The sequence below is a fragment of the Roseococcus sp. genome, assembly GCF_965227005.1.
Classification (GTDB): Bacteria; Pseudomonadota; Alphaproteobacteria; order Acetobacterales; family Acetobacteraceae; genus Roseococcus.
On record NZ_CBDDFJ010000003.1, the window covers coordinates 147,485 to 162,782 of the forward strand.

15 protein-coding genes and 1 tRNA gene are annotated in these 15,298 nt (G+C 65.6%); 7 read left to right on the plus strand and 9 right to left on the minus strand.

Features of this window, described 5'->3' with window-relative positions; translation table 11 throughout:
- Positions 1-6 precede the first annotated feature (6 nt).
- From ACO057_RS00930 to ACO057_RS00940, 3 genes are all read right to left on the minus strand, one after another.
- Positions 7-978: a Bug family tripartite tricarboxylate transporter substrate binding protein gene (locus tag ACO057_RS00930; RefSeq protein WP_421988470.1), complete on the minus strand. Its 972-nt coding sequence runs from the start codon at positions 976-978 to the stop codon at positions 7-9.
- Between the two features lie 88 nt (positions 979-1,066).
- Positions 1,067-2,101 carry an NAD-dependent epimerase/dehydratase family protein gene (locus ACO057_RS00935; RefSeq protein ID WP_421988471.1) on the minus strand — a complete coding sequence of 345 codons (1,035 nt, stop codon included), beginning with the start codon at positions 2,099-2,101 and terminating at the stop codon, positions 1,067-1,069.
- Between the two features lies 1 nt (position 2,102).
- Positions 2,103-3,548 carry an aldehyde dehydrogenase gene (locus ACO057_RS00940; RefSeq protein WP_421988472.1) on the minus strand — a complete coding sequence of 482 codons (1,446 nt, stop codon included), beginning with the start codon at positions 3,546-3,548 and terminating at the stop codon, positions 2,103-2,105.
- Between the two features lie 107 nt (positions 3,549-3,655).
- Between ACO057_RS00940 and ACO057_RS00945 the strand changes: the two genes are divergently transcribed.
- The 4 genes from ACO057_RS00945 to ACO057_RS00960 all read left to right on the plus strand — a co-directional run bounded on the left by ACO057_RS00945 (position 3,656) and on the right by ACO057_RS00960 (position 7,455).
- Positions 3,656-4,366 carry a GntR family transcriptional regulator gene (locus tag ACO057_RS00945; RefSeq protein WP_421988473.1) on the plus strand — a complete coding sequence of 237 codons (711 nt, stop codon included), beginning with the start codon at positions 3,656-3,658 and terminating at the stop codon, positions 4,364-4,366.
- A gap of 139 nt (positions 4,367-4,505) precedes the next feature.
- Positions 4,506-5,174, plus strand: a complete 669-nt coding sequence (locus ACO057_RS00950) for a hypothetical protein (RefSeq protein WP_421988474.1) — start codon at positions 4,506-4,508, stop codon at positions 5,172-5,174.
- Between the two features lie 115 nt (positions 5,175-5,289).
- Positions 5,290-6,876 carry an ABC transporter substrate-binding protein gene (locus tag ACO057_RS00955; RefSeq protein WP_421988475.1) on the plus strand — a complete coding sequence of 529 codons (1,587 nt, stop codon included), beginning with the start codon at positions 5,290-5,292 and terminating at the stop codon, positions 6,874-6,876.
- Between the two features lie 294 nt (positions 6,877-7,170).
- Complete coding sequence (locus ACO057_RS00960) at positions 7,171-7,455, plus strand: hypothetical protein (protein WP_421988476.1); 285 nt, start codon at positions 7,171-7,173, stop codon at positions 7,453-7,455.
- 340 nt (positions 7,456-7,795) lie between these two features.
- Here ACO057_RS00960 and ACO057_RS00965 read toward each other — a convergent pair whose 3' ends face one another.
- The 3 genes from ACO057_RS00965 to ACO057_RS00975 form a co-directional block, all read right to left on the minus strand.
- Positions 7,796-8,137 carry a hypothetical protein gene (locus tag ACO057_RS00965; protein ID WP_421988477.1) on the minus strand — a complete coding sequence of 114 codons (342 nt, stop codon included), beginning with the start codon at positions 8,135-8,137 and terminating at the stop codon, positions 7,796-7,798.
- Between the two features lie 1,590 nt (positions 8,138-9,727).
- Positions 9,728-9,819 (minus strand) — tRNA-Ser (locus ACO057_RS00970).
- An 82-nt stretch (positions 9,820-9,901) separates the two neighbouring features.
- Entirely contained in the window at positions 9,902-10,567 is a 666-nt protein-coding gene (locus ACO057_RS00975) for a glutathione S-transferase family protein (RefSeq protein WP_421988478.1), read from the minus strand.
- A 153-nt stretch (positions 10,568-10,720) separates the two neighbouring features.
- Between ACO057_RS00975 and ACO057_RS00980 the strand changes: the two genes are divergently transcribed.
- The 3 genes from ACO057_RS00980 (at position 10,721) to ACO057_RS00990 (ending at position 12,026) form a co-directional block, all read left to right on the plus strand.
- Positions 10,721-11,314 (plus strand): papain-like cysteine protease family protein, encoded by a 594-nt coding sequence (locus tag ACO057_RS00980; protein ID WP_421988479.1) that lies wholly within the window; start codon positions 10,721-10,723, stop codon positions 11,312-11,314.
- A gap of 98 nt (positions 11,315-11,412) precedes the next feature.
- Positions 11,413-11,727 carry a TM2 domain-containing protein gene (locus ACO057_RS00985; RefSeq protein ID WP_421988480.1) on the plus strand — a complete coding sequence of 105 codons (315 nt, stop codon included), beginning with the start codon at positions 11,413-11,415 and terminating at the stop codon, positions 11,725-11,727.
- 77 nt (positions 11,728-11,804) lie between these two features.
- Positions 11,805-12,026, plus strand: a complete 222-nt coding sequence (locus ACO057_RS00990; protein WP_421988481.1) for a hypothetical protein — start codon at positions 11,805-11,807, stop codon at positions 12,024-12,026.
- Between the two features lie 45 nt (positions 12,027-12,071).
- Here ACO057_RS00990 and gatB read toward each other — a convergent pair whose 3' ends face one another.
- The 3 genes from gatB to gatC are packed head-to-tail and all read right to left on the minus strand — an operon-like array spanning position 12,072 to position 15,291.
- Positions 12,072-13,520 (minus strand): Asp-tRNA(Asn)/Glu-tRNA(Gln) amidotransferase subunit GatB, encoded by a 1,449-nt coding sequence (gene gatB, locus ACO057_RS00995; RefSeq protein ID WP_421988482.1) that lies wholly within the window; start codon positions 13,518-13,520, stop codon positions 12,072-12,074.
- Positions 13,517-14,998 carry an Asp-tRNA(Asn)/Glu-tRNA(Gln) amidotransferase subunit GatA gene (gene gatA / locus ACO057_RS01000; RefSeq protein ID WP_421988483.1) on the minus strand — a complete coding sequence of 494 codons (1,482 nt, stop codon included), beginning with the start codon at positions 14,996-14,998 and terminating at the stop codon, positions 13,517-13,519. Before gatA ends, gatB begins: the two co-directional genes overlap by 4 nt.
- Positions 14,998-15,291 carry an Asp-tRNA(Asn)/Glu-tRNA(Gln) amidotransferase subunit GatC gene (gene gatC, locus ACO057_RS01005; RefSeq protein ID WP_421988484.1) on the minus strand — a complete coding sequence of 98 codons (294 nt, stop codon included), beginning with the start codon at positions 15,289-15,291 and terminating at the stop codon, positions 14,998-15,000. The genes gatA and gatC overlap by 1 nt, the downstream gene beginning before the upstream one ends.
- Positions 15,292-15,298 lie beyond the last annotated feature (7 nt).

Below are 15,298 nucleotides of genomic sequence, written 5' to 3' on the forward strand. Positions count from 1 at the left end.
CGGTCCTCAGTTCACGGTGGCGCCGGAGACGCGCACGGCCTCGGCCCATCGCGCCGTCTCGGCGGCGATGAACTGGTCGAAGCGCGCCGGCGGTAAGTTGGTGACGTCGCTACCCATCTCGACGAGCCGCTGGGTGAAGGCGGGCTCGGCCACGATGGCGCTGATGTCGCGCGCGATCTTCTCGCGCAGCGCGTTGGTCATGCCGGCCGGCGCGAAGGTGCCGAACCAGGTGGCGGCCTCGAAATCGGCCATGCCGGATTCGGCGAAGGTCGGCACGTCGGCGATCGCGTCCATGCGGCGGTTGTGCGCGAGCCCGATGGCCTTCATGTCGCCGCTCTTGATGTAGGGCAGCACGGCCGAGAGCGTGGAGAAGGAGGCGTCCACCAGCCCGGCCAGCACGTCGGTGTTGAGCGGCGCGTCGCCGCGATAGGGCACGAACTCGGCATTCACGCCGGCCTTCAGCTTGAACAGCGCGGCGGTCAGGTGCTGCGCCGTGCCATTGCCGGTCGTGCCGAAGGTGACGCCGTGCGGCTGCGCCTTCCCCCAGGCGACGAAGCTCGCGAGGTCGGTCGCGGGCACGCGCTTGGCCACGACGAGGACGAGCGGGATGATCGCCGTCAGCGTGATCGCCGTGAAGTCGCGGATCGGATCGTAGGAGAGGTTGCGATAGAGGCTCTTGCTGATCGTATGCGCGCTGGTCGTCTCGTAGAGCGTGTAGCCATCCGGCTCGGAACGGGCGACGACCTCCGCGCCGATGGTCGTGCCGGCGCCGGCGCGGTTCTCGATCACCACGGGCTGGCCCCATTGCGCGGAGAGCTTCTCGGCGATCATGCGGGCGATCACGTCGGTGGCGCCGCCCGGCGGATAGGGCACGACCATCCGCACGGGGCGCGTCGGAAAGGCGGGCTGGGCCTGGGCGGCGACGGGCAGCAGGGGGGCTGCGGCCAGGAGGCCGAGCCCGCGACGTGCGATCTTCATGTCAGTTTCCTCATGGGATAATTGCCCGTCCTTGCAGTGCCGGCGGGCGCGGTGTGCCGGGCGGCGAGCCGCCCGGCATCGAAGTCTCTCAGTCGACGGCGTTGCGCTTGGCTTCCGCATCGCGCCAGGCGAGCAGCCGGCCCAGGCCCTCGCGCATGGTCACCTTCGGCTCCCAGCCGATGGCGTCCTTCGCGGCCTTGTGCACGATCTCGAAGGCGCCGCCCGAGGTGAGGCGAACCTTGGTGGGATCGGGCTCGACCAGCTCGGCCTTCAGGTCCGGACGGCCCGCGAGCTCGGCCACCAGCGTGACCAGCTGCAGCGTCGTCACCGGCTCGGGGCCCGAGGTGTTCACGGCGACGTCGGTGCTCGTGGATTCCAGCGCCATGCAGCAGGCGCGCGCGAGGTCGCCCACATAGACGAAGTGCTTCGTCTCGCTGCCGTCGCCGATGACCTTCGGGCGCTCGCCGCGCTTGATCGCGTCATGCGTCTCCACGATGTAGAGCGCATTGGCCGCGCGGTAGTGCTGCCGCTCGCCATAAACGGTCGAGAAGCGCAGCACCACGTAGTCCTGCCCGTGCTTGCGGAAGGCGTCGCGGCAGAGCTGCTCGCCCATGATCTTGGAGGCGCCATAGAGGATGGCGGCCGGGGGCGCGCCCTCGGTGTGGAAGGGAACGCCCTCGATCAGATCGCCCTTCACGCCCGGGCCGTAGCCATAGACCGCGTTGGAGGAGGAGAAGATCAGCTTCTTCACCTTGTTGGCGCGGCAGGCCTCGAGCACGTTCTGGACGCCGCGCACGTTGACGTCGATGCCGCCCCAGGGATCGCGGTCGAAGTTGAGCGTCATGAAGGCGGCGAGGTGGACGATGCCGTCCACGCCCTCGGTGGCCTTCAGCAGCTGGTGCAGCTTCAGGATGTCGCCCTGGACGACCTTCACCTTCGGGTTGCCCTCGAGATGCGCGATGTTCGGCTGGCCGCCGAAGGAGAGGTTGTCGAAGATGATGACTTCGGCCGCGCCGCGCGCCAGCATCTCGTCCACGGTGGCGGAGCCGACGAGGCTCGCCCCACCGATGACCATGAGCTTGCTGCCCTTCACGGGGACGGCAGCGGATTCTTTCTTCGCCATGTTAGCGCGCCACCGACATGGGCTGTTCGTGCAGACCGAAATACATGCTTTTCACCTGTGCATAGAGCCGGAGGCCGTCGATGCCTTTCTCGCGACCGATCCCGCTGTTCTTGAATCCACCGAAAGGCGTGGTGGTGACGGATTGTTTATAAGTATTGATCCAGACGGAGCCGGCCTCAAGGGCGCGCCCGACGCGCCAGCCCTTCTTGAAGCTCTCGGTCCAGATGCCGCAGGCCAGGCCGAAGGCCGTGCCATTGGCCTGGGCGATCAGGTCCGCCTCGTCCTTGAAGGGGATCGCGACGAGGACGGGGCCGAAGGCCTCCTCCTGGCAGGTCAGGGATTCGTTCGCGAGGCCGTCGATCACCGTGGGCAGGTAATAGGCGCCCTTGTCGTAATCGCCGCCCTTCGGTGCCTCGCCGCCACACAGGATGCGGCCACCCTCGGCCCGCGCGCGGTCCACGAAGGCGACGACGCGCTCGCGGTGGTGGAAGGAGGCGAGCGGCCCCATCTCCACGCCCTTGGCGTCGGGCGCGGCGACGCGCAGCGCCTTGGCGCGCTCGACGATGCGGGCGAGCACCGCGTCGTAGATGCTCTCCTCGATCATCACGCGCGAACCCGCCACGCAGGACTGCCCGGCCGAGCCGAAGATGCCGGCCACCACGGCGGAGACCGCATGGTCCAGATCCGCATCGGCGAAGACCACATGCGGGGACTTGCCGCCGAGTTCCAGCGCGACGGGGATCAGCTTGTCGCCGCAGGTGCGCCCGATGGCGCGGCCCGTGGCGGTGCCGCCGGTGAAGCTGACCATGCGCACGTCAGGATGCGCCACCAGCGCCGCGCCGATCTCCGCGCCGCGGCCCTGCACGACCTGCAGCATGCCCTCGGGCAGGCCCGCCTTCAGCGCGATGCGCGCGAGCTCGGGCGCGAGCAGCGGCGAATCCTCGGAGGGCTTGAGCAGCACGGCATTGCCCGCCGCCAGCGCGGGCGCGACCTTGGTCGCGTCGTTCATGATGGGCGAGTTCCACGGCGTGATGCAGGCCACGACGCCGAAGGGCTCCAGCACGGTGAAGGAGACGTATTCGCCGCGCTGCGGCGTCACATCCGTCTCGATCGTCTCGCAGACACCGGCATAGTAGCGGAAGGTGCCGATGGCGCTCTCCACCATGCCGCGGCATTCGGCGAGCGGCTTGCCGTTGTCGCGCATCTGCAGGGTGGCGAGCGCCTCCTTCTCGGCGGCGATGCCGTCGGCGATGGCCTGCAGCACGAGCGCGCGGCGATGCGGCAGCAGCGCTTTCCAGCCCGAATTGTGGAAGGCCTGCCAGCCGCGCGCGACCATCGCGTCGAGCTCGCCCGGCGTGGTCACGCGCACGCGGCCTACGATCTCGCCGGTGGCGGGATCGGTGCTGATCAGTTCTTCTCCCGTGAGGGAGGGCGGTAGCGCGTCCATGCGGCGTTCCCCTGGTTTATGCTGGCGGGAGGGGTTTGCGCGTATCGGGACGGGCTGGAAAGTGGGTCGATGTTGCCAATCGCGGCGATATGATTATTGATAATCATATGGAATCCGCCCCCGCCGCCAAGGCCCCGTCCCGCATCGGACGCGACGTCGAACTGCCCGACCAGGTGGCGGCCGTGATCGCCGCCCTCGAGACCGACATCATCCGCGGCCGGATCCTACCGCGCACGCGGCTGATCGAGGACCATCTGATGGAGGATTACGACGCCAAGCGCCATGTGGTCCGCGCCGCCCTGGCGGAGCTGCAGCGCCTGGGCGTCGTGACCAAACCGCGCCATCGCGGCGCGGAGCTGCCGCTCTTCACCGCGGCCGAGCTGGACGACCTCTATGCCATGCGCATCGTGCTGCACCGCGCCGCCGCCCTGGCCACGCCCTTCCCTGTTCCGCGCGCGCGCCTGGCCGAGGTGACGGCGGCCATGAAGGCGCATGCTGCGGCGGCGCGCAGCGGCGACCTGATCCGCATCCACCGCGAGAACATGGCCTTCCACCGCGCGATCTTCGGGCTCTGCGACAATCCCTATCTCGCGGAATCCATCCGCCTGCACGATTGGCTGAGCTTTCCCGCGCGCGCCTATGGCGCCGCCGACCCGGGCGCGCTGGCGCAGGCCTGCGAGGAGCACGAGGCCATGGTCCAGGCCCTGGGCGCGAGCGACCGCGCGGCGCTGGAGCATCTGTCCGTGACGCATATGGAACGTGCGCGGCAGCTTTACGTGCAGAAGTTCCTGGCGGGGAATGTGCGCCCGCGCCGCTGATCGTGCCCGCCCGGACGCTCGGTCCCGACTAAGGGATTTCCCCAGGTAGCACCAAGGCCAGGGGACCATCGCCCTCGCTGGGATTCTTGCCTAGGTTTCACGTCCGATCAGGGGTGGAGCTGCCGTGAGGATCTGGACCATGGGCGCGTCTGTCGCATGCGCCGTCTTTTTCGCGCCCATCGCCGAGGCTCAGCAGGTCGTCCTCGCGCGCTATGGCTATTGGACCGCGCTACGCACCGTCAGTTCCGGGACGGGTGTCCCGATGTGCGTCGTCGCCATCAACAACACCCATACGGGCCGCTCCTTCTACATCAAATGGGCGCGAGGCGACCGCTTCCTGATGGTCCAGGCCTTCCGGACCAGCTGGAACATCCCGCGCAGCGCCCAGATTCCGATCGCCCTCCAGGTCGACTCCAACTCCGCCTGGACGGCCACGGCCGGCAATGTCGACACGATGAGCAACGGGATCTCCTGGACCGTCGCGGGGAATGCCATGCTGCGCTTCATCGAGCAGTTCCGGCTCGGAAGCCGGATGGTGCTGCGCTTCCCTTCCGGCAGCGAGGCACCCTGGGACATCAGCCTGACGGGCACAAACGCCATCCTTTCGACCTTTACCCAGTGCATGCGCGACATCACGGGAACGGCGACGCAGCCCTTCGCGCCACCGGCTCCCGTGCCCACGCAGCCCTTCTCGGCCCCGGTTCCCGCGCAACCCTTCGGGCCTGACACCAACCCCACGCCACGGCCCGCACCTGCGCCCGAGCCGCCGCCCCGCAAGCAGCAGCCCGCCGGCGCCAATACCATCTAGCGCTTTGCCGGCGGCGCGCCGCGCCGCGCCAAAAAGCTTTGTCCGACGACGCTGCGTGCTAGGCTCCTTCGATCAATGCCCCAGCCGTTAATGAGGGCGCTGCGAGGAAATGCGAATGCAACGTCGTCCATTGCTCCTGGGAGCAGTCGCGGCCGTGGCGGCCAGCGGCCGTCTTGCCGCCCCCGCCCTGAGTGCCGAGCCCAAAACCCTGATCCACGTGCCGCAGGCCAGCATGGCCACGCTCGACCCGGTCTGGACCACGGCCGTCGTCACGCGCAACGCCGGCGCCATGCTGTGGGAGACGCTCTACGGCCGCGACGAGCGGCTCACCCCCCAACCGCAGATGGTCGAAGGCCATCGGGTCGAGGACGGCGGCAAGCGCTGGACCATGCGGCTGCGCGAGGGGCTGATCTTCCATGACGGCGAACCGGTGCGCGCGCGCGACTGCGTCGCCTCCATCCGTCGCTGGATGAAGCGCGATCTGGTCGGCCAGACCATCGAGGCGCGGCTCGACGCGCTGGAGGCGCCCGACGACCGCACGCTGATCTTCCGCCTCAGCAAGCCCTTCGCCTCCCTGCCTTACGCCCTGGCGCGGACGCAGCCCACGCCGGTCATCATGCCCGAGCGGCTGGCCCTGACCGATCCCTATCGGCAGGTGCCGGAATTCATCGGCAGCGGCCCCTTCCGCTGGGTGGCCGACGAATACGTGCCCGGCAGCCGCGCGGTCTTCGCGAAATTCGACCGCTACAAGCCGCGCGACGAGCCCGCGAGCTTCTGCGCCGGCGGCTATCGCGTGATGGTCGACCGCGTCGAGTGGCGCTTCATTCCCGACCCCGCGACCGCGAGCAGCGCGCTGATCAACGGCGAGGTCGACTGGATCGACCAGCCGCTGCCCGACTTGCTGCCGCTGCTGCGCCGCGCCCGCGGCGTGACCGTGGAGGTGCTGGACAGCTACGGCACCTTCGGCGCGATGCGGCCCAACAGCTTGCAGGGACCCACCGCCAACCCCGCGATCCGCCGGGTGATGATGGCGGCGATCGACCAGGTGGCCTGCATGACGGCCGCGATGGGCGAGGACCGCTCGCTGTTTCGCGCGCCGGTCGGCTATTTCCTGCCCGGCACGCCCTCGGCGAACGACGCCGGCATGGAGGCGGTGCTCAACCGGCCCAGCCTGACCGAGGCGAAGCGCATGCTCGCCGCCACCGGCTATGCGGGGGAGCGGGTCGTGCTGATGCACCCGACCGACCAGAGCTTCTACCACGCGGTCACCAGCGTGGTGGCGGCCAGCCTGCGGGAGGTGGGCTTCAACATCGACGAGCAGTCGATGGACTGGGGCACGGTAGTGCAGCGCCGCGCCAGCCGCGAGCCGCTGGACAAGGGCGGATGGTCGCTCTTCCCCTCGGGCTTCCCGGCGGCGGAATATCGCGATCCCATCAACGCCACTAACCTGCGCGGCAACGGCCAGGCCGCCTGGTTCGGCTGGCCCGAGGATCCTCAGGTGGAGGCGATGCGCGACGCCTGGATGGACAGCACCGACGAGGCCGAGCAGCAGCGCCTGGACCGCGCGATCCAGCAGCGGTCCTTCGAGACGGTGCCCTTCATCCCGCTCGGCCAGTATATGCCGCCGGCGGCCTTCCGGCGGAACATCACGGGGCTGCTGAAGGGCCCGGTGCCGGTGTTCTGGAACGTGCAGAAGAATTAGGTCGGTCTTCCGGTCTGATGGACTGGCGTCGTTTCAGCCTGGGCCCGGCGGCCCAGGCGAAAGAGCGCGCGCCGGGGGCTGAACGGATCCCTCGGTGACGGCTTCGTGGTGATCCGCCACTGTCGCTTTGGGCGACGAATATCCATGAATTTCGATTTCGAAACAATATAAATATATTCTTTTTGCGCAAGGAAATTTACGGGTATTATTTCTGCAATCCCTTGAATATTAAAATATTAATCCCAATTAAGGGCAATCCGATAGATTAAAAAATCGGACAAGGGATCAATAAAAATGAATAATTCAACCGCCTCAGGTCCTTTTTCGACCATCAACGGCTTTCTCGGAGCGGGTCTCCGAAGCGTCAAAACCAACCCAATGGTATGGAGCGCGGTCCTGGCCGTTGCCGGCGCAGCCTGCCTGGCGGCCAAGAGCGCCCATCTCGGAACGGTGCTCCTCAGCGCAATCGGGATTCTCTGGATGTGGCAGGACATGATGGACGAAGCCGTTACCGCGCCGCACGGGCGGGGGGCGGCCCTTCCGATTGAGGACGCGCCGCTGTTGGCCCTGCACAAATGACGATGCCGCCGTTCTGACGCATCAGCGTTCCGGCGAGAACCTTCTCTCGTGGAAAACGGCGGCAGATCAAGGGTTTGGAGTGGTCTGGGAAGGGGAACTGGAGGAGGAGATGTCCGACTTACATACCATGTAACTGTCTGGAATAATTCATCTATTATATGAAAATAGGTGCGCGCCCCACAATGCGCCCCCAATCCGCGAATTGCTCTGGCCGAGGGAGGGCACCCTCGATGGTCCGATCGGGCAGGACCACTCCTTGTATTCCCCCGCGCTACCGAAGCCCGATGCGCAAGGAACGCCAAGCCCAGGTGGAGGCCAGGGCTTGGCAAATGTAGCGCGACTATGCCGACGGTACCACACCGCACCGGGCCCGTACGGCAGCACGGTCCAAGGCCTCTCGCGTTCCGCGGAGCTGCGCGATTTGCGGCGCGACGTTCTGGCCGGACATGGAGCCCATCGGCAACCCGAGGAAGATGACGCCCGCGATGTCGTTGCTGCGCGCTTGCTGCTGCTGTGCCGACGCGGTCACGAGCGCCACGTCCACCCGGCGCTGCTCATTGCCGATGTCCTGGCAGGAGAGGGTGTAGAAGGTCACTTCGGGAACATAGCTGGCCGCGATAGTCTCGGGCGGCTGAGCGCAGGCCACCAGCGCTAGGGGCGCGGCGAGGAGGGTCTTGCGCATCTTGTCGTCTCCCGATTTTCGGCAGTAGGCCCCAGGAAGCGGCATGTGTCATGCTCGAAGCGCGCAGCGGGAGTTGACGAAAGGCGTCGCGAGCTTGCCTGTCATAGCACCCTAGCCATCCTTTCCCCCGGCTGGCTGAGCCGCCGCTACGAAGTCAACGCGTATTGCCGCAGAACGTACCTGTATCGTTTGCGCAAACTAAGGTACTTTTTGATATTAGATATTAATAATGTCGCAAACATTAAATTCGCAATAAATGAAATCATAGTGACGTAACGTGAATTTGATTTCATACCCGACATATCGATGCCGATAGCCTCCAAACTATCTTTAATCGATCCAACCATTATTGATTTCAGGCCAAACATGAATGTCGAACAATCTAAACAACTGAAATTCTGCGGCCACAACGATCTTGCCGAATATAACCAAACAAAAAAAGTCACAGACCAGACAATCAATCCTGAAATAGCGGCCGACTGTAGTTGTATTTTACTTCTAGCCATCTTTTTACTGACTCGGATTGACGGTGTATCGTTAATGTCATCGTCATTCACAATTGGATGCCTAAGATTTGGCCTTTTTGTGGCAGCCTTTACGAGGAATAAACTATACTTCTTAGCAGATACATGCCTTGTTCTGATAAACGTATTTAGAAAATAATACCCAAGTAAAACAATAGAAATTATATGAATCATTAAATTCCAATTAATTATGGATCCAGTGATTTTTCCTGTTATCCACATTATTAATACTGTCAGTAAACCCAGAGGAATGACTTCTTGTATGATTAAAACTGGCAACATGACCAAAGCCGGCAAGATAAAATCTATTGTAGATATTCTACGAGGCATGCGATTCTCCACGGGGATGTCGATTGAATTGAGATGCCGAACCAGCGTGACTAGGCCTTCACCGTCTCATTAACTCAATACTACCCCCGGCGCCTCACCATTCTCTGCGACGAAGATGACGTGGGCGCGCTACCTACGATAACGGTGTACTGTGTTGTCGCCGGCTCTTCCCATCCCACGAAGAGCTGAGGCTGCAAGCGACATTGGCGCGCGTGTGCTCGAAATGCGCACCTTGCCCGGTTGTGCCCTCCTTGTGAGCGCGAACCCGGCCATGACATTCCGCGCAACGCCTATCGCCGTTTCGGTCGTCCAGTGCTTCCTCGATAGTGAAAACTCGCCACCCGCCGCCCTGTCGGATCTCGCAAGTTGTCATTTTGGGCATGAGCGGTCCTCGTTAGCTGCTAGGTCTCAGCCTGACGCCTAGCTGGCCATGGTTCAAGAACTCGACGCCGGCTGCCTCGAGTGCGAGCTGCACCTTCCGAACCGTCACTGCGCTACTCGTAATTTCCTCCGCTCCACGCGCCTCCATGTTCCGGACCGTGTTGATGGCCTTGTCTGTGAGCACCCCGATCATTCCCCGATACCCGGGTGCCGCCGAACCGATACCCGGAATCGTATCCGGTGAATGACCGGGCAGCGGCGGGATTACGTGGGAAGCCCCGAGAACCCTATCGCCCAGAAAATGGCGGCAGATCAAGGGTTTTGGGGTGGTCTGGGACTAGCTGGGAAAGGGAACTGGAGGAGGGGATGGGATTCGAACCCACGATACCTTTTAAGGGGTATAACGATTTAGCAAACCGCCGCCTTCGGCCACTCGGCCACCCCTCCTCAGGGTTTGAAGTTCACACGACGTATGCAAGGCGGTTGATACATGGACGGTCGGGCGCCGTCAAACGACGCCCTCCGATTCTCAGCTGAGGGCCACTTCGAAACCCCGCGCCGTCGCCGGGCGCGCCATCATCCGGGCGTACCAGGCGCCCACATTCGGCAGGTCGTCGAAGGGGACCTCATGCCGCTCGTGCCGCCAGGCCCAGCCGAGAATCGCGAAATCGGCGATGCTCGGCTCGCCGGCGGTCGCCACGAAGTCGCGGCCGGCCAGGCGGCGGTCCAGCACGCCGTAGAGCCGCTTCGTCTCCTTGTGGTAGCGGCTGAAGCCGTAGTCGCGCGCCGGCCCTTCTGGCTGCATCAGGAAGTGGTGCACCTGGCCGGGCATGGGGCCGAAGCCGCCCATCTGCCACATCAGCCATTCCATCACCTCCACACGGCCGCGCAGATCCTTGGGCATGAACTTCCCCGTCTTCTCGGCGAGATAATAGAGAATCGCCCCGCTCTCGAAGACGGTGATCATCTGGCCGCCCGGCCCGTCCGGATCCTTGATCGCGGGGATGCGGTTGTTGGGCGAGAAGGCCAGGAAGGAGGGCTCGAACTGCTCGTCCTTGCCGATATTCACGGTCTTCACCGTATAGGGCAGGCCCATCTCCTCCAGCGCCACGCTGATCTTGCGGCCGTTGGGCGTATTCCAGCTGTGCAGTTCGATCGTCATGGGCGTGGCCTTTTCCGGGACAGGTGCTTGCATCACCTTATGGCTGGAAACCCCCGGCCGGAAAGCCGGCCGCTGCGATGACGGCGCAGCCGGGGCAACAGTATCCGCCCCCGTCACACAAGTTTTATTGCTTCGCTTACTGCAGCCCCGCTACACCCATTCCAAATCATGGGTGGGGCGGATGGCATGAGCGTTTACCTCGATGTTCCCTATGTCTCGCAGCTCAATTTCGGACCTGGGATGAACGATCCCACGGGCTGCTGGTATTGCAGCGCCATGATGCTGGCCTATCATTTCGAGGCCGGGCCGCGGCTGGGGGTACCCGAATTCTACGGAGCGGGCGGGCATAGCGCGACCGGCTCCAACGGCGCCTTCCAGACCCAGGCGCGCAAGGCGCTCGCCGCGAAGGGCTTCACCAGCGAACACGAGGCCCTGGCCAAGCGAGAACATCTCGCGGCGGTCCCGGGCTGCGAGACCGCGCAGGACTTCACCGTCGCCGGCCTCGAGACGCTGCTGCGCAAGGCCGGCCCGATCTTTTTCTATTGGATGAAGACGAGCAAGGCGAATGGCGCGACCTATGGCCATGCCTCGGTGATCATCGGGGCGGAGAACAGCGGCAACCAGGTCATCTACCACGACCCGGAGGGCTCGGCCGCGATCGGCCCCTTCCGCAACGCGCGCATGCCCATCGCCACCTTCAACAGCCTGCGGCAGAAGTGGAAATACGCCATGATGCAGCGGGAGGGCGTGGTCTCCTCGATGGTGCGGATCAAGCCCTGATCCCTCCCACGGTTGACCGCCGCCCTGCGGTCGAACATCCATGCACCGGCCGGCGAGCCGCAGAGCCGCGCTCCGACCGCGCAGAAGGATATCCGCTGATGCAGACGCCCACCCGCCCCTTCGACGACCTGGTCGCCCGTATGCGCTACGACGCGGCCAGCCGCTCGGTCGTTGCCGCCTATCTGCTCTGGTTCTTCCTGGGCTATGGCGGCGTGCACCGGATGTATCTCGGCCGCTGGGTATCGGGCCTGCTCATGCTGGCCCTCTTCGGCGTCTCGATGCTGCTGACGCTGATCCTGATCGGCTATGTGGGGCTGGGCGTCATCGTCATCTGGTGGCTGATCGACGCCCTGCTCATCCCCGGCATGACGGAACGCCACAACAGTCGGCTGATCGACCGGATCTCGCGTTGAATTGTCATGATCCGGCGATCATCCTGTCGCCGGTCGTGGCGTCTGATGCGCCGCGTCACCAGCCGGAGGGCCAGAGCATGTCTGATGTGAAGATCGAGATCGAGGGCGACAGCGATGCCGCCGTGGCGCTGGCCCTGCTGCGCATGATCGCCGTGGCCGAGGGCAAGGACACGGAGGGCGACCGCGACTGGTATCTGGAGACCTATGCCGCCTGCCTCGCCGTCGTCCGCGACGCCGACGTCCTGGACTTCGACGACGAGGACGAGGACGAGGAAGACGAAGCCCCCTCCGTCAGCTGAGGGATCGCCAGGGGGCCGGTCGCGCGCGACCGGCCCTTTCGCGTCTCAGCCCAGCTTCTGCTTCAGCAGGTCGTTGACCAGGGCCGGATTTCCCTTCCCGGACATGGCCTTCATGGTCTGCCCCACGAAGAAGCCGAAGAGGCCCACCTTGCCGGCCTGGTACTGCGCGATCTTGTCGGCATTGGCCGCCAGCACCGCGTCCACCGCAGCCTCAATCGCGCCCGTATCCGTCACCTGGCGCAGGCCGCGCTTCTCGACGATCTCCGCCGGCGGCTCGTCTGCCTCCAGCATCGCCTCGAAGACGTCCTTGGCCAGCTTGCCCGACAGCGTGCCGTCGGCGATCAGGTCCAGCAGCCCGCCGAGGTTCTCCGCACTCACCGGGCTGTCCGCCACCTCGCGCTTGAGGCGGTTGAGCGCGGCGAAGTAGTCGCCCGTCACCCAATTGGCGGCGACCTTGGCGTCGCGCCCCTTGGCCACGATCTCGAAGAAGGCCGCGGTCTCCTTCTCGATCGTCAGCACATGCGCGTCATAGGGCGAGAGGCCGAGCGCCACGTAGCGCGCGCGCCGCGCATCCGGCAGCTCGGGCAGCTTCGCCTTGAGCTCGTCCACCCAGGCCTGCTCCAGCACCAGCGGGGGCAGGTCCGGGTCGGGGAAGTAGCGATAGTCATGCGCGTCCTCCTTCGAGCGCATGGAGCGCGTGGTGCCGCGCGCCGTGTCGAAGAGCCGGGTCTCCTGGTCGACCTTGCCGCCGGATTCCCAGACCTCGATCTGCCGCCGCGCCTCGGCCTCGACGGCCTGCATGACGAAGCGCACGGAGTTCACGTTCTTGATCTCGCAGCGCGTGCGGAATTCCTCGCCCGCCTTGCGCACCGAGACGTTCACGTCGGCGCGCATGGAGCCCTCGTCCATGTTGCCGTCGCAGGTGCCGAGGTAGCGCACGATCTGCCGCAGCTTGGTGAGATAGGCGCCGGCCTCCTCGGGGCTGCGCATATCGGGCTCGCTCACGATCTCCATGAGCGCCACGCCGGAGCGGTTGAGGTCGATGAACGACTTGCTGGGGTGCTGGTCGTGCTGCGACTTGCCCGCATCCTGCTCCAGATGCAGCCGCGTGATGCCGATCTGCTTGGTGCTGCCGTCGCCGAGCGTGATCTCGATCACGCCCGTCCCGATGATGGGATGCGCGAACTGGCTGATCTGATAGCCCTGCGGCAGGTCGGCGTAGAAGTAGTTCTTCCGGTCGAAGCGCGACCAGAGATTCACCTGCGCGTTGAGGCCGAGGCCCGTGCGCACGGCCTGGGCCACGCACTCGCCGTTGATGACGGGCAGCATGCCGGGGAAGCCCGCATCCACGAAGCTGACCTGGCTGTTCGGCTCGGCGCCGAAGGCCGTTGCCGCGCCCGAGAAGAGTTTGGATTCCGACAGCACCTGCGCGTGAACCTCGAGGCCCACGACGACTTCCCAGGGACCGGTATCCCCATCCAGCGTGTAGCTCATGCCATCACCTGCGGCTTGGCGGTGAAATTCGCCGCGCGTTCGAGCGCGGCGCCGACGGCGAAGACCGTCTCCTCGTCGAAGGCCTTGCCGATGACCTGCAGGCCGAGCGGCAGCCCCTGCGCGTCCAGCCCGGCCGGCACGGCGAGGCCCGGAAGGCCGGCGAGATTGGCCGTCACGGTGAAGACGTCGTTGAGGTACATCGTCACCGGATCGTCCTGGCGCTCGTCCATCGGGAAAGCCGAGCTCGGCGTGGCCGGGGTGACGATGGCGTCCACCTTCCCCCAGGCCTCGGCGAAGTCGCGCGCGATGAGGGCGCGGACCTTCTGCGCCTTCAGGTAATAGGCGTCGTAATAGCCCGCGCTCAGCACATAGGTGCCGATCATGATGCGCCGGCGCACCTCGGCGCCGAAGCCCGCGGCGCGGGTGCGCTCGTAGAGGTCGCGCAGGTCGGAATCGCGCTCGACCGTGCGCGCGCCGAAGCGCACGCCGTCATAGCGCGCGAGGTTGGAGGAGGCCTCGGCCGGCGCCACCACGTAATAGGTCGGCAGCGCGTATTTGGTGTGCGGCAGGCTGATCGGCACGATCTCCGCGCCGGCATCCTTCAGCCAGGCGAGGCCCTGCTGCCACAGCGCCTCGATCTCGGGCGCCAGGCCCGGCATGGTGTATTCGGCCGGCACGCCGATCCGCATGCCCTTCACCGAACGCGTGCAGGCGGCGGCGAAGTCGGGCACCGGCAGGTTGGCGCTGGTGCTGTCCTTCGGGTCGAAGCCGGACATGCTGCGCAGCAGGATCGCGCTGTCCTCGACATTGCGCGCGATCGGTCCCGCCTGGTCGAGCGAGCTGGCGAAGGCGACGACGCCCCAGCGCGAGCACCGCCCATAGGTCGGCTTGATGCCGGTCACGCCGCAGAAGGCCGCCGGCTGGCGGATGGAGCCGCCCGTGTCGGTCGCGGTCGCGCCCATGGCGAGGCGCGCGGCCACCGCCGCGGCCGAGCCGCCGGACGAACCGCCCGGAACCAGCCGTTTGGTGGGGTCATTGGCGCGCGACCAGGGGTTCTCCACGGGGCCGAAGGCGCTCGTGGTATTGGCCGAGCCCATGGCGAACTCGTCCAGGTTCAACTTGCCCAGGAAGACGGCGCCGTCGGCCTTGAGCTTGCTGCTGACGGTGCTCTCATAGGGCGGCACGAAATCGCCGAGGATCCTGCTGGCGGCCGTGGTGCGCGTGCCCTCCGTGCAGAAGAGGTCCTTGATGCCGAGGGGGATGCCCTCCAAGGCCCCGACCTGCCCCTTCGCGCGGCGGTCGTCGGAGGCGCGCGCGGCCTCCATCGCCTTCTCGGCCGTGACCGTGATGTAGGCGTTGAGGCGCGGGTTATGCGCCTCAATGGCCTTCACATAGGCCCCGGTGAGCTCGACCGAGCTGATCTCGCGCTTGTCGAGGGCGCGCAGGCCCTCCGCGATGGTGTAATCCGTGGGACGCATTATTCGATCACCTTCGGCACGCCGAAATATTCGCCCTCGCGATCGGGCGCGTTGCGGAGGACGGCGTCGGCCTGGCCGCCATCGGTCACGGCGTCCTGCCGCCAGGGCAGCGCCACGGCCATGGGCGAGCCGCCGGACATGGGTTCGACCCCGTCGGTGTCGACCGCCTGCAATTGCTCGATCCAGCCCAGAATGCCGTTGAGTTCGGACTGGAGTTTTTCGACTTCGGTCTCGTCGAGGCGCAGCCGGGCCAGGTTGGCAACACGACGCACCGTCGCGGCATCGAGCGACATCACATAT